This window comes from Rhodanobacter lycopersici (genome assembly GCF_040812335.1).
GTDB classification, from domain to species: Bacteria; Pseudomonadota; Gammaproteobacteria; order Xanthomonadales; family Rhodanobacteraceae; genus Rhodanobacter_A; species Rhodanobacter_A lycopersici.
The window spans coordinates 120,724-138,383 of sequence record NZ_JBFOHK010000001.1; the positions used below are offsets into that span (position 1 = coordinate 120,724).

At 62.8% G+C, this 17,660-nt stretch carries 20 protein-coding genes and 1 pseudogene; 16 read left to right on the top strand and 5 right to left on the bottom strand.

Annotated elements, in window-relative coordinates; translation table 11 throughout:
* Nucleotide 1: 1 nt before the first annotated feature.
* Nucleotides 2-1,771: an AIPR family protein gene (locus ABQJ54_RS00580; RefSeq protein WP_367852337.1), complete on the top strand. Its 1,770-nt coding sequence runs from the start codon at nucleotides 2-4 to the stop codon at nucleotides 1,769-1,771.
* Nucleotides 1,772-1,780: 9 nt separating this feature from the next.
* Nucleotides 1,781-2,245: a very short patch repair endonuclease gene (locus tag ABQJ54_RS00585; protein ID WP_367852338.1), complete on the top strand. Its 465-nt coding sequence runs from the start codon at nucleotides 1,781-1,783 to the stop codon at nucleotides 2,243-2,245.
* On the opposite strand, the gene ABQJ54_RS00590 is transcribed toward ABQJ54_RS00585, so the two are convergent.
* Nucleotides 2,214-3,779, bottom strand: coding sequence for a DNA cytosine methyltransferase (locus ABQJ54_RS00590; RefSeq protein WP_367852339.1), 1,566 nt, complete (start codon nucleotides 3,777-3,779; stop codon nucleotides 2,214-2,216). The genes ABQJ54_RS00585 and ABQJ54_RS00590 overlap by 32 nt on opposite strands.
* Before the next feature lie 332 nt (nucleotides 3,780-4,111).
* Between ABQJ54_RS00590 and ABQJ54_RS00595 the strand changes: the two genes are divergently transcribed.
* The 5 genes and pseudogenes from ABQJ54_RS00595 (at nucleotide 4,112) to ABQJ54_RS00615 (ending at nucleotide 7,785) form a co-directional block, all read left to right on the top strand.
* A complete protein-coding gene (locus tag ABQJ54_RS00595) occupies nucleotides 4,112-4,420 on the top strand; it encodes a hypothetical protein (RefSeq protein ID WP_367852340.1) in 309 nt (102 codons plus the stop codon).
* Nucleotides 4,421-4,624: 204 nt separating this feature from the next.
* A pseudogene (locus tag ABQJ54_RS00600) lies at nucleotides 4,625-4,814 on the top strand (integrase core domain-containing protein); the annotation flags it as partial.
* Between the two features lie 81 nt (nucleotides 4,815-4,895).
* The gene (locus tag ABQJ54_RS00605) at nucleotides 4,896-6,623 is read left to right on the top strand and encodes a DUF262 domain-containing protein (RefSeq protein ID WP_367852341.1); all 1,728 of its coding nucleotides are present in this window, start codon (nucleotides 4,896-4,898) and stop codon (nucleotides 6,621-6,623) included.
* A 250-nt stretch (nucleotides 6,624-6,873) separates the two neighbouring features.
* Nucleotides 6,874-7,038, top strand: coding sequence for a hypothetical protein (locus ABQJ54_RS19105; protein ID WP_437343303.1), 165 nt, complete (start codon nucleotides 6,874-6,876; stop codon nucleotides 7,036-7,038).
* 261 nt (nucleotides 7,039-7,299) lie between these two features.
* Nucleotides 7,300-7,785 carry a JAB domain-containing protein gene (locus ABQJ54_RS00615; RefSeq protein WP_367852342.1) on the top strand — a complete coding sequence of 162 codons (486 nt, stop codon included), beginning with the start codon at nucleotides 7,300-7,302 and terminating at the stop codon, nucleotides 7,783-7,785.
* 18 nt (nucleotides 7,786-7,803) lie between these two features.
* Here ABQJ54_RS00615 and ABQJ54_RS00620 read toward each other — a convergent pair whose 3' ends face one another.
* From ABQJ54_RS00620 to ABQJ54_RS00630, 3 genes are all read right to left on the bottom strand, one after another.
* On the bottom strand, nucleotides 7,804-8,214 hold the full coding sequence (locus ABQJ54_RS00620) for an H-NS histone family protein (RefSeq protein ID WP_367852343.1): 411 nt from the start codon (nucleotides 8,212-8,214) through the stop codon (nucleotides 7,804-7,806).
* 214 nt (nucleotides 8,215-8,428) lie between these two features.
* Nucleotides 8,429-9,094 (bottom strand): hypothetical protein, encoded by a 666-nt coding sequence (locus ABQJ54_RS00625; RefSeq protein ID WP_367852344.1) that lies wholly within the window; start codon nucleotides 9,092-9,094, stop codon nucleotides 8,429-8,431.
* An 80-nt stretch (nucleotides 9,095-9,174) separates the two neighbouring features.
* On the bottom strand, nucleotides 9,175-10,800 hold the full coding sequence (locus ABQJ54_RS00630) for a PDDEXK family nuclease (protein WP_367852345.1): 1,626 nt from the start codon (nucleotides 10,798-10,800) through the stop codon (nucleotides 9,175-9,177).
* A gap of 567 nt (nucleotides 10,801-11,367) precedes the next feature.
* Here ABQJ54_RS00630 and ABQJ54_RS00635 point away from each other — a divergent pair.
* Nucleotides 11,368-11,592, top strand: coding sequence for a hypothetical protein (locus ABQJ54_RS00635; RefSeq protein ID WP_367852346.1), 225 nt, complete (start codon nucleotides 11,368-11,370; stop codon nucleotides 11,590-11,592).
* A 195-nt stretch (nucleotides 11,593-11,787) separates the two neighbouring features.
* On the opposite strand, the gene ABQJ54_RS00640 is transcribed toward ABQJ54_RS00635, so the two are convergent.
* A complete protein-coding gene (locus ABQJ54_RS00640; RefSeq protein WP_367852347.1) occupies nucleotides 11,788-12,078 on the bottom strand; it encodes a helix-turn-helix domain-containing protein in 291 nt (96 codons plus the stop codon).
* A gap of 395 nt (nucleotides 12,079-12,473) precedes the next feature.
* Between ABQJ54_RS00640 and ABQJ54_RS00645 the strand changes: the two genes are divergently transcribed.
* The 8 genes from ABQJ54_RS00645 to ABQJ54_RS00680 all read left to right on the top strand — a co-directional run bounded on the left by ABQJ54_RS00645 (nucleotide 12,474) and on the right by ABQJ54_RS00680 (nucleotide 17,420).
* A complete protein-coding gene (locus tag ABQJ54_RS00645; protein ID WP_367852348.1) occupies nucleotides 12,474-12,821 on the top strand; it encodes a DUF2958 domain-containing protein in 348 nt (115 codons plus the stop codon).
* A 304-nt stretch (nucleotides 12,822-13,125) separates the two neighbouring features.
* Nucleotides 13,126-13,887, top strand: a complete 762-nt coding sequence (locus ABQJ54_RS00650; RefSeq protein ID WP_367852349.1) for a DUF2285 domain-containing protein — start codon at nucleotides 13,126-13,128, stop codon at nucleotides 13,885-13,887.
* 83 nt (nucleotides 13,888-13,970) lie between these two features.
* Nucleotides 13,971-14,267, top strand: a complete 297-nt coding sequence (locus ABQJ54_RS00655) for a helix-turn-helix domain-containing protein (protein ID WP_367852350.1) — start codon at nucleotides 13,971-13,973, stop codon at nucleotides 14,265-14,267.
* Nucleotides 14,268-14,293: 26 nt separating this feature from the next.
* Nucleotides 14,294-15,121 (top strand): replication initiator protein A, encoded by an 828-nt coding sequence (locus tag ABQJ54_RS00660; RefSeq protein WP_367852351.1) that lies wholly within the window; start codon nucleotides 14,294-14,296, stop codon nucleotides 15,119-15,121.
* Nucleotides 15,122-15,410: 289 nt separating this feature from the next.
* Nucleotides 15,411-16,049, top strand: a complete 639-nt coding sequence (gene parA, locus ABQJ54_RS00665; protein WP_367852352.1) for a ParA family partition ATPase — start codon at nucleotides 15,411-15,413, stop codon at nucleotides 16,047-16,049.
* Nucleotides 16,046-16,297, top strand: a complete 252-nt coding sequence (locus tag ABQJ54_RS00670) for a chromosome partitioning protein ParB (protein WP_367852353.1) — start codon at nucleotides 16,046-16,048, stop codon at nucleotides 16,295-16,297. Before parA ends, ABQJ54_RS00670 begins: the two co-directional genes overlap by 4 nt.
* On the top strand, nucleotides 16,294-16,818 hold the full coding sequence (locus ABQJ54_RS00675; RefSeq protein ID WP_367852354.1) for a DUF2840 domain-containing protein: 525 nt from the start codon (nucleotides 16,294-16,296) through the stop codon (nucleotides 16,816-16,818). Before ABQJ54_RS00670 ends, ABQJ54_RS00675 begins: the two co-directional genes overlap by 4 nt.
* Nucleotides 16,815-17,420 carry a S26 family signal peptidase gene (locus ABQJ54_RS00680; protein ID WP_437343304.1) on the top strand — a complete coding sequence of 202 codons (606 nt, stop codon included), beginning with the start codon at nucleotides 16,815-16,817 and terminating at the stop codon, nucleotides 17,418-17,420. Before ABQJ54_RS00675 ends, ABQJ54_RS00680 begins: the two co-directional genes overlap by 4 nt.
* Nucleotides 17,421-17,660: the final 240 nt, after the last annotated feature.

Sequence of the window (17,660 nt, forward strand, 5' to 3'; positions counted from 1 at the left end):
GGTGGATCTTCAGGAATTTCTAAGCGAAACACAGGCTGACGTTCGCGCTCGCATGCTGGATGGCTCGCCGTTTGCCGAGCTCGCATTCTCCGAAATCGTCATGCAGCACATGGCCGATATCGGAATGACTTTTGAGCCGAACGGATGCCACTACCAAGGCAAGATCGGGAATGCGAACTTTCGATTGAGTGGCTATGCGATTTCGGATGATTGCGATCAGCTGGACCTGTTCGTCAGCCTCTACGATGGCGTCGACACACTTTCGCCCATCGCGGATGCGGAGACCAAGACAGTTGCCGACCAGTGCCTGCGTTTCCTCTTGTTGTGCGCTGAAGGAAGGATGGCATCCAGGCTTGACCCAACGAGTGAGGCGCGCTCGCTGGCCGAGACCATCCAGTCCATTTACAACGGCCTCGATCAGGTTCGGGTATTTGTTCTGACAGACAAGGTTGCCAAGGCCAAGAATTTCAAGCCCCGGCTGATCGGCAAGAAAAGTGTCCACCTTGAAGTGATGGACATCGAGCGCCTGTATCGGCACATGTCGGAAGGCAAGCCGCGCGATGAGCTTGTTGTGGACTTCACCCAGATCTCCGGCTCCGCATTGCCATGCGTATTTGTGCCAGGTCAGGCCGACTATGACTATGCGCTGGCAGCGGTTCCGGGTGAAGCGCTTCGCTATCTCTATGAGCGATACGGCGCCCGCCTGCTGGAAGCGAATGTGCGTTCGTTTCTTAGCGTCAAGGGCAAGGGTGTCAATGCAGGTATCCAGAAAACGCTTCGCGAAGCGCCTGATCGGTTCATGGCCTACAACAACGGCATCGTTCTGGTCGCGGACGAAGCGCGGTTGTCGAATGCTCTGGACGGGTCCCCCGGCATTGCCTGGTTGAAAGGCATGCAGATCGTCAATGGTGGCCAGACGACAGCATCCCTCTACTTTGCGAAAAAGAAGTATCCGGATACGGATCTTGCGCAGGTGAGGGTGCCGGCCAAAATCATCATCATGAAGATTCAGGATGCCGCCAAGGAGGAAGCCCTGGTCTCCGACATTTCGCGCTTTGCGAATAGTCAAAATGCGGTGCGCCAGTCGGATCTCTCGGCGAACAAGCCGTTCCATGTGGATATCGAGCGGCTATCACTGACGGTGTATTGCCCTGATGGCGTCGGGCGATGGTTCTATGAACGGGCCGCGGGGAGCTACATGACGATGCTTGCTCGTGAGGGAACCACGCCTGCCAGGTTGCGGGCGCTGAAGGACACAGTTCCACCTGCGCGCAAGCTGACCAAGACCGACCTCGCCAAGTATGTGCTCGCGTGGGATGGCAGGCCCGACGTGGTCAGTCTGGGTGCGCAAAAGTGCTTCGATCGTTTTATGGCTTCGATGCCCTCCCCGGAGGAAGGCGGGGTGGCTCCGGTCCTTGACAGCACTGCCTATAAAGCCATGGTGGCCAAGGCCATTCTCTACAAGGCTGTGCAGAAGCTGGTTCGACCGATGTTTCAGGCGTTTCAGGGAAATGTCGCTTCCTACACGGTGGCGCTGGTATCAAAGCTCGTGGGTGAGCAGTTCAAGCTTGATCGTGTCTGGATCCGGCAAGGTCTTTCTCCCGAGTTGCTGGCCCAGATTGCCATTTGGGCCAAAGAGGTTCATGAAGAGCTGCAACGCACGGCTTCTGGTCGCATGATTTCGGAATGGTCGAAAAAACCGGATTGCAGCGAAGCCGTGTTGAAAGCCCCGTATTCGAAGGTGATGGAAGGAATCCCCGAACTGGCTTAAGGCAACGTCGTGGATGTGGTCGATTCAGCAACGCGAAGTCGCATGATGTCCGGAATCCGGGTCAAGCACACGCGCCCCGAGATCATCGTTCGAAAGGCACTGTTTGCAGCAGGCTTCCGATTTCGTCTGCATCGCCGTGATCTTCCGGGTGCCCCTGACATTGTGATGGCGGGTCGGAAGATCGCCATCTTTGTCCATGGCTGCTTCTGGCATCAGCACGAAGTCTGCAAATTTGCGAAGTTGCCGGCCTCGCGCCCCGAGTTCTGGGCCAATAAACTTGAAGGTAACGTCGCCAGAGATCGGCGCGCAGTCGACGCGCTATTGGCCGATCACTGGCGTGTGCTGACAGTTTGGGAATGCGCGACGCGTGATCCTTTGGTGCTGGCATCCCTTCGTGACACGATGGATGCGTGGGTTCAGGGTTCCGAGGCCAGTGGTCAGATCAGAGGGTTTTCGACCCTTCCAGATAGCTGAGAACCACCTCGGCAATCTGCCTTGCCAACCACGGTGGCACTGCGTTGCCGACCTGAGTGTATTGCTCGGTGCGGTTTCCCTCGAAGAAGTAGTTGTCGGGAAATGTCTGCAAGCGAGCTGCTTCGCGTACGGTCAGGCTGCGTGCCTGTGAGGGATCGGGGTGGATGTAGTAATGACCATCCTTTGCGATGTGAGCCACGACCGTGGTCGAGGGAAGGTTCGCCCGTTGCACCCGGAAGCGGTCGGAAAACGGAATGTTGGCGGCATCCACATTGGCGTGGTCCGGCAAGAGGCGCGGCGGGAACAACGACAGATCTGGCGAAGTGCCATACAGATTCGCGTAGCAGGCAGCGAAAACATACCGGTGAATATCCGAAGGCATGTGAGAGCGGGACTCGTGCTGTAACACGCCGCCGAGCTTTGGGTCATAAAACCAGTTGCGAAGAGGCTTGGGCATCGTGCCGTCGATGCCTATCTTTCGGCGGGTGATGAACCTTTCACCGTAAGCGGTATGTGCCTGCGCGCTATGAAACGCATGGTTCATCGCCTCTTCGATTCCCGCGCGCTGGGAACTTCGCCAGCCCTTGAGTCCCGTCTGCGCCTGTCGCATGGCATCCAACCACGCTTCGTGGGAGTCCATGCCTCTGGATAAGCGGCTGCGAAGTGGTGGAAGTCCCGATAGTGCCTGAGCAACCCCCACACGTTCCCTGGCGGGACTAAGCGCGTATCGGTGATCAGCACCGTTCGGGCTGGTTGCGCGCGCCGCCACATCCGAGCGAATGCCGAACAGAATTACGCGATGGCGACTCTGGGGGACGCCATAGCGTTCGGAGTGGATCACGAAGTCGGCCGGGTCGAGCTCAGCGCCTTCACCATCCACGACAAATGAGCGAATTCGGTATTCGAGGCCGTTTCCAGGAGAGGAAAGGTCGGCAAGGATCCGCTGAAAAATCGGAGAGCCGTTATGCGTGGATGTCAGAATGCCCTTGACGTTCTCCATCACAAATACTGACGGAGCAAATTTTCGAATGACCCGGAGGTATTCCTGATAGAGAAAGTGCTTTTCGTCGTTCTCAAACCCCACCGGATCCACCTTGCGACGACGCGATCGACCGGCTACCGAGTACGCCTGGCATGGTGGCCCCCCGATCAGAGCCCATTCGCTCGCACCATCTAGCGCGCTGGATATCCAGGCGTCAACGTCTGCAACCGGTGTCTTGCCGAGCTCGGCGTGCCTGGCTTCCGATGCGGCGTGGCGGGCATCGTCCGGGACAGAAGGATGCGCAAACAGTGCGCTTCGGGAAATATCCCCGCGCAGGTAGTCGTAGTAGCAATCCGGAACCTGGTCCTTCTTGAACGCACGGAACAGGGCGCGCAACGACAGAGTGCGATGAGCTACCTCATCCTTTTCGATCGAGACGCGAAGCGTGAATTTCCTTCGGCCGTCGGCGTCCACAAGCGACGAAAAGCCTTCGCCCAGCCCACCAGGGCCCGCGAACAAATCGATCACCGGAAAGGAAGTCTTGGTCACCATTGAAGTAGACGATTTTAGCCGATTCGCATCGGTCGCGTCTCGTTCAATTGTTTGCGAAGGAATGCTTCTGGACTGCTCATCGCGCTGCCCTTCATTCTGGCCAGGGCCTGCGTATTACTCGTTGGGAGAACTCACCCAGTGTCCCTCGGCACTGGTTTGCACCTCATGTGGGGCATCTTCACTGTGCGGTCGGCCGGCGAAAGGGGCGAACCCTCGTCCACTTCGTTTCCGCCTTCCACGGCGCGCGCAGCGCTTGTTCCAGATGCTGCCGCCCTTTTCCCGCCTCGTTGTCCGAAGCCCACGGCGCAATCCAGCGTCGATTGAGAAGGCACATGGGCATCACACGCGACGTTCTCGGGCATTACAAGATCGACGGGCCGCAGACGGAGAGCGACATCCTGGAAGCGGCCAGCATCATGAGCAGGAACAGCAAGCCCGCGGCGAAGACAACCGACCGCTACGACGCCTTCACCGTGCGCGAGTACCAGGTGGCCGGTGAAACCCGCCACGACTGGACGAGGATCGGAGTGGCGTCCCCGAACGGCGATGGCAAGGGCTTCCGCCTCGCGCTGAACGCGCTGCCGCTCGACGGAGTGATCTTGGTGCGGCCCTACGATCCGAAGGAACAACCGGCGGAGTGATCCACCGGCACCGGGCCGGCCCTTCGGGCCGGCCTCGGTTTGTTTGCGAGGATGTGGGCGTCGTCGACGCACGACGTGTTGATTGCACCTGCGGGTGGAAAGCGCAGAGACCGAGCAGCCACGGGTGTAGGTCAGGAGTGGCCCTCCGGTTGCCTTCCCTAGTCAAGGGCCAGGGTTCGGTCCGTGTCCCCATTGCGCTGCGGGCCGCGCCAGCCGAACCAGAATACCTACATCGAATCGTTCAACCGCTGTCTGCGCGACGAATACCTCAGCGAGCACTGGTTTCCCAGCCTGCTGTATGCACGCGCCGAGATCGAACGCTGGCAACGAAGAGCGGCCGAAGAAGGCGCTGAGCGGGCTGACACCCGCCGCCTATGCGAAGCAGTTAAAGTGAGCTCGGACTCTAAACCGTCCCGCTACTCGAGGCGGGGAATGTCGATCCCAGTCAGCATGACGAATTCACCAGAGGTCGCCTATGGCCAAGATCACTGACAACAGCAACGAACTGAGCTTTCACGGTCTCACAAGCACTAGTTCCGTACTTTTGGTGCCGCTTTTTCAGAGAGAATACGTCTGGACGAACCGGCAACTAGAGCGGATGATTGCTGAGATCGAGGCCATCGCAAGTGGCAAGGATACGACGCGATTTCTCGGCGCTATCATCGCTGTCACGCGGCCTACGAACCCTTCTCAACCCAGCCCACACGAGATCGTGGATGGCCAGCAACGGTTGACGACGCTCTACATGTTCTTAGCCGCTGCAGCCCAGGTTGCCGCAAAACACGGCCAGGACGCTTACGCCAAGGGCCTAATTAGCACGAACCTCATCGTTGACTGGGCCCAAGAAGTTCAGGTCAACACCAAACTTCAACCCTCGATCGCTGACCGGGCCCAGTTCAAGGGCATATTTGACAATCTGTCCAACTCCGGCTCGCTATCTGATTGGCTGCCCGTACGGGCGAAGTTGCCGTTGCCAAGCGGACCTGAGCAAGGTGCGCTGCTTCGCCAGTACGAGCGAATACGAAAATACTTGCTACAGCGACTTGCCGATGATGGGTTCGACGCAGTTGAAGCGCTTGTTGAGGTCGTTAGAAATTCGATGACCTTCGTATTCATCTTACTCAAAGACCCCGGATCTGCCACAACGGTCTTCGAGGGCCTCAATGACCCTGGCATCCCCATCTCGGTTGGCGACCTGGTCAAGAACGAGGTTTTTTCCAAGATTGGCTACGACGAGCCAAATGCCCGCCTACTCCACGATACGAGGTGGATTCCATTCCGAGACAAGTTTGGAGACGCCTTCAACGATTACTTCTTCCCGTTCTCCGTAATCCATCGAAGCAATACAAGCCGAACAGAGATGTTCGGGGAATTACGTAAACTTTGGGTTGGAAAAGACGCATCCGCCATCATTGCGAACCTGGACGAGTACTCCGACCCTTTCCGGGCACTCTACGGCCTCATTGATCCAGTCGTTCCATACGGGAAGGAAGTGGGTAGGGCGATCAAACGCTTGGCCGACATGAAGTGTCCCTCCTCGGCATACCCTTTCCTTATGCGAGTGCTCCAAGAATACGCGAATTCTATAGCTACGAAACAGGACACACTTGACGTCCTTTCAACCGTAGAGGCATTCCTGGCGCGGCGCGCCATCTGCGGGATCGAGCCCACGGGGTTGCTCGGGTTGTTTAGGACCATGTGGTCGAAGGTCAATGGGCACCCAACGGGGATCCGGGTTGCGCAAACCATCCTGGAACGTCTAACTGTGGAGTGGCCGGATGACCAGCGCCTCGCGGAGGCGATTCGGAATCGGCCATTATACGGATCGTCCATCGCTCGATATGCGATTCTTGAGTACGATCGTTCGCTTGGAGCAGACCATCCGGGCACTCTTGCGACCATTGAGCACGTCATGCCGCAGTCGTATTGCGATGCATGGACAAGCGTAGTCACCAAAGTAGAGCATGGTAAGTTGAGGCACCTGTGGGCCAACCTGGTTCCCGTATCCAAGGAAATGAACGACAGCGTCGACCAACTGCCCTACGTCGAGAAACGTCCATTCTTCCTGGATGAGTCCATGTTTACCAGTACCAGACGCCTTGCAAAGGACAACGTCTCTTGGGGGCCGGATCAGATAAAGACACGAAGCGGCATTCTTGCGGACTGGGCGAAGAGCCGGTGGCCACGACCCAGTAAGAACTAGATAAGTATCCCCCGGTAAAGCCGGGGCTTTAATGATTGCGGGTCCTTCAAAGGGGCTTTTTTGCAATCGAAAATCAAGAGCTCGCCATTCAACCCTCGACGCATCGACTTCACCATTCCAAGCAAGAATGCGCCGTCGGTTCGATATCTGTGTTTGAACTGCCCGAATACCAGAAGTTGTCCGATGGGGGCTTTGTTGCGCTGATCGAGTACGACCTGCAACGCAGCGGTGCTTTACTGGTGTTGATCGGATGGAGTCAGAACAGGCGTATCGCACGGGGCGCCTGGCGCATATGAAACGCAACGTGTTCGTCCCCATCTTCAATGTGGATATCACGCCCAATCAACCGTGCGTGTTTGTCGAGCCAGGCATCATCGAGCGGCTGCAGTCGACGATGGCGCCGTCGGCGGAATGATCGCGGACTCTTATCCACCGCGTCACACTGCATCCGTCGAGACGTGCGACTGAAACGTCCTACTGCCCATGGTCCCCGACGCGGGATTTCGCTGATGTGGGCGACGTTGGCTGTGCGGTCGGCCGGCGCAAGGGGCCAGCCCTCGTCCACTTACGTTCCCGCCTTCCAGCGTCGGCATGGCCGACGCTTTCCGGTGCTACCGGCCTTTCCCGCTTCGCCACCCGGTGCCCACGGCGCAATCCCGCGTCGGGGAGAAGGCACATGGGCATCACACGTGACGTGCTCGGGCACTACACGGTCGACGGGCCACAGACGGAGAACGACATTCTCGAAGCCGCCGAGGATATCCTGCGGCGCCGGCTGGAACGGCTGGGCAGCCTCGGCAATCCCAGGGACAGTGCCGACTTCCTACGCATGCGGCTCGGCGCGCTCGCGCACGAGGAATTCCACATCGTCTGGCTGGACAATCGCCATCGCATCCTGGCGGTGGAGAAGCTCTTCCGCGGCACGGTCGATGGATCCTCGGTGCATCCGCGCGAGGTGATCCGCTCGGCGCTGCAGCACAACGCAGCCGCGTGCGTCATGGCGCACAACCACCCCAGTGGCGTGGCCGAACCCAGTGCGGCTGACTGCGCGATCACGAAGGAACTGAGTGAAGGCCTCCAGCACGTCGGTGTACGGGTGCTGGATCACATCGTGGTCTCGGCGGCCGAGTGCGTGTCGATGGCCGCCCGGGGCCTCTTGTGAGGCCTCGTGTCCGCTGAATTACTTGGCCGCCTTTCTGGTCGCTTTCTTCGTGGTTCGTTTCTTGGCGGCTTTCTTCGCTGGAGCCTTTTTCGTGGCCGCCCGGGTGATCAGCAGTGAATCCGCCGTCACGCCGGATTTCTTCAGGGCCTGCTGGAACCACGTCGGTTTCTTGCCGTGGCCGGTCCAGGTCTGGGAAGGGTCGGCCGGATTGCGGTACTTGGGGATGCCCGCGCCGGCACGCTTGCCGCGCTTGCCGCCGCGTCCCGCGTAGACCTCGGAGAGCTGCAGGCCCTCGGCCTTGAGCAGCGCATCGATCTTGGCCTTGACGCCCTGGATGTGCTCCGCGCGTGCGGACTCCATCCTGGATTGGGCCTGGGCGATCAGGGCTTGCAGTTCCTTCGGTGACAGTCCGTCGAGTTTGACAGCCATGGAGGCTCCTCTGCGTGGATGGGTGGCACCCGGAAGATTACCAGCGAAAGGGGGGAGGGCCGGCGCGTCGCCGTTCGGGTCGGGCCCCGGGTGCTGTGCACGCGCACCGCATTGCGCCCGCTCCGGTCCGGCTTGCCGGCACCTCCAGCGCCCGAAGCGTGCTTGTGCGCACCTGAGCGAATACGTCACCGAACCGATTTTCGACGGTCCGCCATCACTTGGGACTGAATTTCTTGCTGGCGGCCAGTACATCAAGGCCGATTCCCACGCGGGTCCTGCACCGCAACGCCATCGCTTCGGACCACCTGAGCTCCTCGCGAAGCAGGAATTCGAAGGCATCGAGATCGAACCAACGTTTTGAGTAGCGGGACAGCGCGCAGATGAACGCATCCAGGCGCGCGAGGTCGTTTGGATGGCCACTCTCGTGGAACAAGCCGATATAGCGCTGGAACAGTCTCCACGCGACCTTGCCGCCGATGATGTCGCGCAGTCGAAGTTCGGATTTCGAGAGAGTGACGCGGATTGAAATGTCTTCCTGACGAGCCCGTAAACGCAGCTCGCGCGCAAACCGCAGCGCAATTCCGTTGTACTCGGGCGAGGCTATGGAGCTGCAGTCCAGCGGAATGATGTTCGGCATGTAGACGCCGTTCGCCCCGCGTTTGGCTTCGTACAGGGTCAGGTGTAGGGCTGCCTTGGGGAGGGTCGTGGGTTCATGGATCAGGCAGCACGACGGTACGCCGCAAAGGGCTGCATACTCCCGACTCTTCCCCTGCGGAAGCGACCAGCCCAGGGTCGATTGAGCGAAGGTCTCTACGAAATCGATGATCCCGCTCTCGTCGAAAGCATGGGAAGTAATCCGGAGATCGCGGTAGCAGTGCATGGAACCCTCCTGCTCCAGTCAGGCAGAGACGAAAGGACGTTGTAGTGCATGTCGTGGAGGAGGACTCTCGCGAACACCTTTCAATTGCTATCAGTCGGCGTGGGCAGTGTCTTGACCCAATCTGCCACGCCCGCAATGCGGCCGTTCCGGTAGGGCAGGTAGTGGACCGGCAATCCGAAGCGTTCGCGGAGCATCGCCAGATACGTGTTCTCGGCTGTCCTCGCCTCGGATGGACCTACGATGAGCAGGGCCTGGCAACGGCGCTGATCGGGCCAGTAGGCGTATTCCATGAGTTGCGATAAGGCGGTGCGAATGATCTGGCGCACGGAGCCGAATGTCTTCAGCTCGATGAAGATCTCTCGCTTGTCCACGGTCAGAACGACATCCACTCGGTGCCCACCAACCTCTCGTTCGACATCGACTCGTGCGTCCTTGATGTCCTCTTTCAGCGTGTTTTTCAGCGACTGCTGCCACTGGGTTTGAACCAGCTCGACTTCGTATGAGCCGCCGGAAACATTGCGGGTAGCCTTGGTCTTGCGCAGGTTGCGCTCGGCCGGTTCGTCGGCGTTGCCGTCATCGGCGAGAATGGCCGATTGCGAAGGCGGCAGATTCTGCAACTGACCATACCGAGCCGAGCGAAGGTCCTCCGAGGGAAACGGCATGGGTGACTCGAACATGCGCAGGCTTTCAGGTCGATAGCGCACATTCACCAGCGTTTCGACACGGTTGAGCGTGCCTGCTTTCAGTCCCAAGCTTTTAACCTGTTCGCGCATTGTCTTCAGCCAGCCCAGCCGCCAGTACGTTCGACCAATTTGTCGAGCGTCCTGTTTGGTCAGAACTTCGATGCCATCGATGGCTCCGACCCAATAACGCTGCTTGCTGGCGTGGTTGATGGTGTAGAGAAGTAGGTTGAGACGTTGGCCTTCGTACTTCTTCTGAGAGCGATTAAGCGCCTGGATGGAGCCGTACTTCCAGCCGTCGATCAAGGTGCTGTGATCGAACAGCCATTCTTCGTGGCCGAATCCGTGTTCGCCTTCGAATGTGTCCTCGTCGGTGAGTTTCCCCTCCCGGCCGGTTGGGCAATGCCAGTAGTTGGTGTTCCAGCATAGCCGTGCCACTTTGTATTCCGCGGCTCGAGTGGTGCCGGAGTGTTCACTTTCGATGGCTTCATACAGCGGCCATAGCATGTTCAGCACTCTGGCGGCTCTCGAGATCACGTGGCGTTCCACGCCGTACTCAGAAACCCGCGAACGTTTGCCCAGGAAGATGAACGCTCCGTTGCGCACCCAATGACTGCCGATCGGACCTACTGGAAGGGAGTGGCTTCTGCCTTCTTCATTGATCCGCATCTCGAGTTTGGACAACTCGGGGAAGTACGCGATCAGGCGATTGAACTGCAGGATCTTTGACACCAGCGCCGCGGCTGGATCGGGCAGGTCCTGGCCGGGTTCGAGGCTGAAGGCGACGCCGTAGCGGAAGTATGCGCCGCCATCTTCGAAGCCCACATTGAACTGGAGTTCTTCGCGGCCGCCTTTATGGTATGCGTACCCTTGGCGAGGTTGTTTGCCATCGCGCTGAATGAGTAGCAGGGGGCCACTCCACTTGTGGCCGCCGTTGAGCTTTTTCCGTGCAGTGTAAAAGTCGGCCAGCGGTGTTCCGACCAGTTTCTGCTGGATTGCGGTCACGATCTCCGAGAGATCTTCCATGATGAGCCTCTGTCGCCGATGAGCATGGTGGGTACATGTTATGACTCAACTTGAACATGACAGGGAAGCCTTGCGCCGGCTCTTCGAGCCTTGGAGGAATGCCCTTGCGGCACTGTTGGCTGGGAGCCAGAACCACCCGACCGGCATGCGCCGTTTGCCTGGGTCGCATTGACGTCGCCCCTGTAGTTGCCGCCCTGGGGCCCTCGAGGTCGCTTGTTCCAGCACCACGATCACATCGCTGCATAGGCTATCGATGAGGCGGCATCCTTGCCATCGGGAACGCCATGCCTGATCCAGTCCTGTCGATGCCATATGTCATCGGTGCACGGAGCGTTGTCGTGATCGGCAGGGGCGGGTCCGTGACGCATGCTCATGGACTCCGGTTGGGTGCGGTTGCTGATGGCGAGCGACGGTAGCGCGCCTCGTCTCCGCGCAACCCGCAAGGGGTGCTCCACGCTGTTCCGCCCTGCGTTCCTCACTCGCGTTCGTCGCTCCGGTGCTGCCGAGCCTGACCGGCGCGCGGCCCTGGGCTCGCGCAACCGCGCAGAACCCAACCGGAGACATCTCATGAGCAAGAACAGCAAGCCCGCCCCGAAGACCACCGACCGCTACGACGCCTTCACCGTGCGCGAGTACCAGGTGGCCGGTGAAACCCGCCACGACTGGACGAAGATCGGCGTGGCGTTCCCCAACGCCGACGGCAAGGGCTTCCGCCTCGCGCTGAACGCGCTGCCGCTCGACGGCGTGATCGTGGTGCGGCTCTACGAGCCGAAGGAGCAGCCGGCGGAATGACCCGCCGTCACCGGGCCGGCCCTTCGGGGCCGGCTTCGGTCTGCCATTGATAAAGGTGTGCGCGGGTCGGCGCACGACTAACCGGTTCCACCTGTGAGTGGAAAGTGCATAGGCAGGTAACCGAGGGCGACATCACGCACCACACCGATCCAGCCGCCCGTCGCGGCCCATCCGAACGGCGGGGCGCCTCTTTAGCTAGGAGACGGACGCCGCGAGACGGCTTTCGGTCTCCGCCATCAGATCGGCCGCGCTGCATCCCAATGCACGGGCGATCTTGAGGATGAGCGCGAGCGTCGGCATGTGTGTGCCGCGCTCGATCTTGCCCAGGTGCGAGCGCTCGATGCCGGCCAGGTTGGCAAGGTCTTCCTGCGCGACACCGTGTTCCATGCGCAGTGCGCGCACCGTCGCACCGAACGCCTTGGCCGGCTCGGCTTCGTAGGTGGTGGCGCCGGCGGGGCGCCCGCGCTGGATCGAACGCTTCTGCATGAACAGAAGCGTCGATTGACAGTCCAACTAAAACCACGTTAAAGATAACTCAATGACCGTTGCCGGGGGCTGGCCGTGGCCGGTGGCTTTCCGCAATAGCGCCAAGCCGGTTCCGGCGCGTTTGTGGCTTTATGGATCTGAACTTTTGCGCCTATCGCGATGACTGTGCTTTTCCGGTTTTCCGCCATGACGTTGTTGCGCTTGTGCGCTTCCACGGGGGCCCACGTATCCGCCTCCGTGCTTGACCGTCCATCGGCAAAACCGGTTTCGTGCATAAGCGCATCCGCGCCAAAGCGGATCGGCGCTGCAGCGGTTAAGTGGCGTGTTGCACTGGCATTCGGACCGGCGATGCCGATACTTGGGGGCAGCAACGATCCTTACAGGGGGAACGTGCCATGAACACCCTCGTCACCGACGACGAGCGGGCGCAACTGCTCGCCAACGGCCGTGCCCGCACGGCATTGCCGGACCTCGATTTCCGGCCCGTGGTCCGCTTGTTCACGCCCGACGCGCATGCCATCTGGCTGCTGGTGGCGCTCGATCCCGACGACGGCGATACCGCGTACGGCCTGTGCGACGCGGGCCTCGGCATGCCCGCGCTGGGCACGGTGCGCCTCTCCGCCCTGGCGTCCATCGTCGGCCCGCGCAATCGACCGGTCACGCGCGACATCTATTTTCAGGCGGCGCGCACGTTGTCGGAGTACACCCGGCTGGCCCAGCGCGATGGTTCGATCCCGGACTGACCGGCACCGGCGTGGTCAGGCGCATTGTGTCCGTGGAGGTCTGGCGGGAGATCGCCCAGGCATCAATGCGGATTCCCGTGTTTCGCGGTACGCATCGGACGCAAACCGTCGCAATCCCACGGCCGGCTTGATGCATCGTGCTTCAACGTTGCCTGACGGCGGAAGACAGGCCGCATGCGCCAACGGGTGCGCCACACCACGCGGTGATGCCGAATGGGTTCTGTATCGCATGGCCCGGTGACGATGCGACGCCGGCGCAGATGGCGCGTGAGCGGTGATCCGCCAAGCGATCGGAGTCTGCGTCATGATCGATCCGTATCCGGAGGCCTGGCATCCCTGCGCCGCCTACCTCTACGTACTGCACCTCGATGGGCCGGCGCTCGCCTGGGAATACCTGCGTCGCCACCCCGACTACCGCCGCGACTGGCATCGCCGTCGCGGCCGTATGGGCGCCGTCGCGCAACGCTGGGGACTGCACGGGTTGGAGAATCCCGGTCTGGATGCACGCGAGGCACATCCGGCCTGGTGTTCCGAGCCGGCGCATCTCGTGCAGATCCATCCCGACCTGGCGCCGGGCGGCGACGCCGTGCTGTTCGACGTGTGGCGCACCGCCGGTCACAAGCACCTGTTCCATGAGGGGCGGCATCTGGTGCTGACGGCCTGGTTGCCGGGACGCTGGCGGCGCTTCGCGCTCGCCCCCGCGCTGGAGTACGGCATGCCCTGCGTGCATGTCGGCCACGACCGCGACGCCGGGTTGTCGCCCGTGGCGGACGAGGCTGCATGGTTCTGCAGCCGGCCACGGCCAGGCCGCGCCACGCTGCTGGAAGCCCACACCTTGCAGGCGCTGGATGCCACGTTGGCCGGCGCGACGTTGCGTCAGGTGGCCGAGGTGCTGCACGGGATCGCCGTGGTCGCGGCCGACTGGCATGCCGACAGTGCGCTGCGCGCCCGCGTGCGTCGGCTCACGCGACGTGGTGCCATGCTGATGCGCGGCGGCTATCGCCGCTTGCTCCAGCGCACTCAGGTCGGGCAGGGACGTTTGCACGACCCCACCAAACGTCCCTGAGCAAGCCGCCGATCTTTCCCGAGACTGCCTCCCCCCGGCAGCGCTGTCGTTGCCGGCGCTCTTGACCGATGGAGGCTGACCCCATGCGCCCCGACCCCGTGCGGCCCCTTGCCGTCCACGCCGCTACCCCACCGCCCGTCGCAACCTCCGCGCTGCCGCGCTACCTGACCAACGACGAGGCCGCCGACTACCTGCGGCTGTCGCCGCGCACGTTGGAGAAGCAGCGCGTACTGGGTGGCGGCCCGCGCTTTCGCAAGTTCGGCCGGCGCGTCATGTACGCCGTCGCGGACCTCGATGTCTGGGCCGATCAGCGCGGCTTCGGCTCCACGTCCGATCCCGAGTACGCCGAGCGCCACGCGGCGGACAGCCGTGCGCGCTGAGCGGCCGCGCGCAGGCGGCCCTCGCCATGTCCCGACCCGCCAGCGAACAGCTTGCGCTGTTCCGCGCGCTGCCGGGCGACATGGTGCCGCGCGACAGCCAGGACCTGATGGCCTTTCCGTTCTTCTCGCTGGCGAAGTCGCGGCGCACGGCGCCGATCGACTTCCAAGCCGGTGGCGTGACGATCCGCGTGGAAGGGACGGCCGAGCATGGCATCGCCACCATCTGGGATGCGGACATCCTGATCTGGGCTGCCAGCCAGATCGTCGAGGCGCGCGACGCGGGTATCCCGACTTCGCGGCTGATGCGGGCCACGCCCTACGAGATCCTGCGCTTCATCGGGCGCGGTACGTCGCTGCGCGACTACCAGCGCCTCAAGGCTGCGCTGGATCGGTTGCAGTCGACCACCGTGGCCACGTCCATCCGCGAGACGACCCGGCGGCGTCTGCACCGCTTCTCGTGGATCAACGAATGGAAGGAACGTTCCGATGCCTGCGGCACGCCACTTGGCATCGAGCTGATCGTGCCGGACTGGTTCTACGCGGGCGTGCTCGACGCCGCGTTGGTGCTGACCATCGACCCGGCGTACTTCCAGTTGACGGGTGGCATCGAACGCTGGCTGTACCGCCTGGTGCGCAAGCACGGCGGACGCCAGCCCCATGGCTGGCAGTTCGATTTCCGGCACCTGCACCGCAAGTCCGGCAGCGCTGCGCGCTACTCGGACTTTGCCTACGACCTTCGCGCCCTGGTGGCGCGCCAGTCGCTGCCCGGCTATGTGCTCAGCGTCGAACGGCGGCCGGACGATGGACTGGAATGGCTGGCGTTCCGACCCGTGCCGTCCACGGCACGGGGATAACCCGGGGACAAGCGGTGCATGGCGTCGTGCCATCAGGCGCACCGGGACGCGTGCTATCGGGAGTGCGGCTCTCGTGCTATCGGGAGTACGGATTCGCGGCGAAGCGAGACGCGGCAAGAGTTGGCGCGTGCCCTAACGTTCCTAACGTAAAAGCACTAACTCGTAGTAGGCCAGCGAGGTCGCGGTGGATAACCGCTGCGCGACCACAGCCAAGGCGAAAACGGCTGCCCGCGACACGACGTTTCGCAGTCCGACCCGGGGCCGATGTCTTGACGCAGAGGGCGCCTTCGTGATCATCGCCTTCCTCCACCAGAAAGGCGGCGTGGGCAAGACGACGCTCGCCACGCACGTCGCCGGCGAGCTGGCGCTGCGTGGCCAGCAGGTCATCCTGCTCGACGCCGACCCGCAAGGCTCGGCACTGGACTGGACGCAGCGGAGAAGCCAGCAGGGCCTGCCGCGCCTGTTCGGCACCGTAGGCCTCGCACGCGAGATGCTGCACCAGGAAGCGCCGGAACTGGCGCGGCGCAGCGACCACGTCGTCATCGACGGACCGCCGCGCATCGCCGCGCTGGCGCGCTCGACGCTGCTGGCGGCCGAGCGCGTGCTGGTCCCGGTGCAGCCCAGCCCCTACGACGTGTGGGCCTGCGCCGAGATGGTGGCGTTGATCCGCGAGGCGCAGGTGTTCCGGCCGGCGCTGCGCGCAGCCTTCGTTATCAACCGGCGCATCAGCACCACGGTCATCGGTCGCGAGGCGCGTGGCGCGCTGGTCGATCAACCGCTGCCGGTCCTGTGCGCGGAAGTGCGCCAGCGCATCGTGTTCGCCGACAGCGTGGCTGCCGGCCGGCTCGCCCGCGAGACGGCACCCGACAGCGCCGCCGCGCGCGAGATCGCGGCTCTCACCGACGAACTGCTGCGGTGGCCGGCATGACCGACGTGCGCACCCGGCGCATCGCCATCGGCGCGCGCCCGCCGGCGAACCCGCACGCCGAGGCGTGGGTTCGCCAGGGCGACGGCGACGGTCTCCAGAAAAGCGACCTCTATACCGCGCGCCTGACCCTCGACATCACGCCCGCGCTGCGTGCGCGCATCAAGGTCTCGGCGTTCACGCAGGGCGTGACGGTGGCCGAGCTGCTGCGCGCCTTGCTGGAACGCGCGTTTCCGGAGTCCACACCATGAACGTTTCCGCTCGGACGGCCATGCGCGCATCGCCGCCGTCGGTTGCCACGCTTCCCGGCCACGCGGCGCCGACACGCGTCTCGCTGGCTTTCGTTGCGCAGCGCCTGAACCTCTATCTGCGCTTCGGACGGCCCGCGTGCGTGATGCCGCTCGACCGCGGGCGGCGCGTCGCCGTGTTCCTGCCGGGGTCGATCTTTGGTCGCATCCGCTGCGAAGCTGACGACGACGGCATGCTCCGCTGGCAGTGCAGGGTGATACAAGCCTGCACGCCGCTCGACGCCATGCAGCGGATTCCCGGGGTATGGCCCGGCGCGCGCCTGCTGCTGCATGCCGAGGGCGAACGTCCGGTGCGTGCCGTGCTGGAGCGCATCGACACCATCGAAGCGCACGGCATCGCCGCCTGCGACGTGTCGCCCGCGTACTGGCGCGCGCTGGGCCGACGCCTGGGCGCGCGCCTGTCGCCATCGGACTGCACCGCCGTGCGGCATGCGGCTTGGCGGACGGGGAGGGTGTTGCAATGACCGCACGTCAGGCAATCGAATCGACGCCGCCCCCGCCCCCGCCCCCGCCCCCGCGCTCGCGCTCGCGCTCGCGCGGGCGCGCTCGCATGATCCTGACAAGCCTCTCTGCCCTTGGCCTGACGGCGCTGGGTTGGGCGTCCTTCGTGTCGCCCCTGCCACGCTTCGTCTACAACCCGTCCGACAGCGTGGCGGTCGGCTGGTATCGCGTCGATCCACGCACACGCAACCTGATCGCATCGCGTGTCGGCAGCCTCGTGTTGGTGCCGCTGCCTGCAGCCGCCGCGACACTGGCCGCGCGCCGCGGTTATCTGCCGCAGGGCATTCCGCTGCTCAAGCCGGTCGCCGCCGTCGCGCCACAACGGGTGTGCGCGAGCGACGGCATCGTGCGCATCGACGGCGTGCCGGTGGCCGCCGCGCTGCGCACCGACGGATTGGGTCGGCCGTTGCGGGCCTGGTCGCAGTGCCGGCGCCTTCGTCCCGGCGAACTGTTCCTGCTCAGCACGACCAACCCGGCGTCGTTCGACAGCCGCTACTTCGGCCCGGTGCGCGCGTCCGCCGCGCTCGGCATCGCGCATCCGGTGGGATGGGAGGCGCGCCGATGATGACGTCCGATACGCTGCGCTTCATCGTGCGATCCGGCGTGTCGTCCCGTGGGCCCTCGCCGTGTCGTCGCGCGTGGCGTGCGGGCGCATTCGCGCCGCACGTTGCGCAATCTCCGGCGCCGCCCTTCCACGGGAAGGCGTCCTGTCTCGGACGTGCCCTGCCTGCGGTCGTCAGCGTGTCCGCTGACGCGCAGGCCGAAGGCAGCGCAGCACCGCCGGGACGTCGACGCCTGGAGCGAC

Coding starts and splice junctions, on each gene's coding strand:
- ABQJ54_RS00590 (WP_367852339.1), bottom strand. CDS start 3,779: ATGGTGACCAAGACTTCCTTTCCGGTGATCGATTTGTTCGCGGGCCCT.
- ABQJ54_RS00595 (WP_367852340.1), top strand. CDS start 4,112: ATGGGCATCACACGCGACGTTCTCGGGCATTACAAGATCGACGGGCCG.
- ABQJ54_RS00605 (WP_367852341.1), top strand. CDS start 4,896: ATGGCCAAGATCACTGACAACAGCAACGAACTGAGCTTTCACGGTCTC.
- ABQJ54_RS19105 (WP_437343303.1), top strand. CDS start 6,874: ATGGAGTCAGAACAGGCGTATCGCACGGGGCGCCTGGCGCATATGAAA.
- ABQJ54_RS00615 (WP_367852342.1), top strand. CDS start 7,300: ATGGGCATCACACGTGACGTGCTCGGGCACTACACGGTCGACGGGCCA.
- ABQJ54_RS00620 (WP_367852343.1), bottom strand. CDS start 8,214: ATGGCTGTCAAACTCGACGGACTGTCACCGAAGGAACTGCAAGCCCTG.
- ABQJ54_RS00625 (WP_367852344.1), bottom strand. CDS start 9,094: ATGCACTGCTACCGCGATCTCCGGATTACTTCCCATGCTTTCGACGAG.
- ABQJ54_RS00630 (WP_367852345.1), bottom strand. CDS start 10,800: ATGGAAGATCTCTCGGAGATCGTGACCGCAATCCAGCAGAAACTGGTC.
- ABQJ54_RS00635 (WP_367852346.1), top strand. CDS start 11,368: ATGAGCAAGAACAGCAAGCCCGCCCCGAAGACCACCGACCGCTACGAC.
- ABQJ54_RS00640 (WP_367852347.1), bottom strand. CDS start 12,078: ATGCAGAAGCGTTCGATCCAGCGCGGGCGCCCCGCCGGCGCCACCACC.
- ABQJ54_RS00645 (WP_367852348.1), top strand. CDS start 12,474: ATGAACACCCTCGTCACCGACGACGAGCGGGCGCAACTGCTCGCCAAC.
- ABQJ54_RS00650 (WP_367852349.1), top strand. CDS start 13,126: ATGATCGATCCGTATCCGGAGGCCTGGCATCCCTGCGCCGCCTACCTC.
- ABQJ54_RS00655 (WP_367852350.1), top strand. CDS start 13,971: ATGCGCCCCGACCCCGTGCGGCCCCTTGCCGTCCACGCCGCTACCCCA.
- ABQJ54_RS00660 (WP_367852351.1), top strand. CDS start 14,294: ATGTCCCGACCCGCCAGCGAACAGCTTGCGCTGTTCCGCGCGCTGCCG.
- ABQJ54_RS00670 (WP_367852353.1), top strand. CDS start 16,046: ATGACCGACGTGCGCACCCGGCGCATCGCCATCGGCGCGCGCCCGCCG.
- ABQJ54_RS00675 (WP_367852354.1), top strand. CDS start 16,294: ATGAACGTTTCCGCTCGGACGGCCATGCGCGCATCGCCGCCGTCGGTT.
- ABQJ54_RS00680 (WP_437343304.1), top strand. CDS start 16,815: ATGACCGCACGTCAGGCAATCGAATCGACGCCGCCCCCGCCCCCGCCC.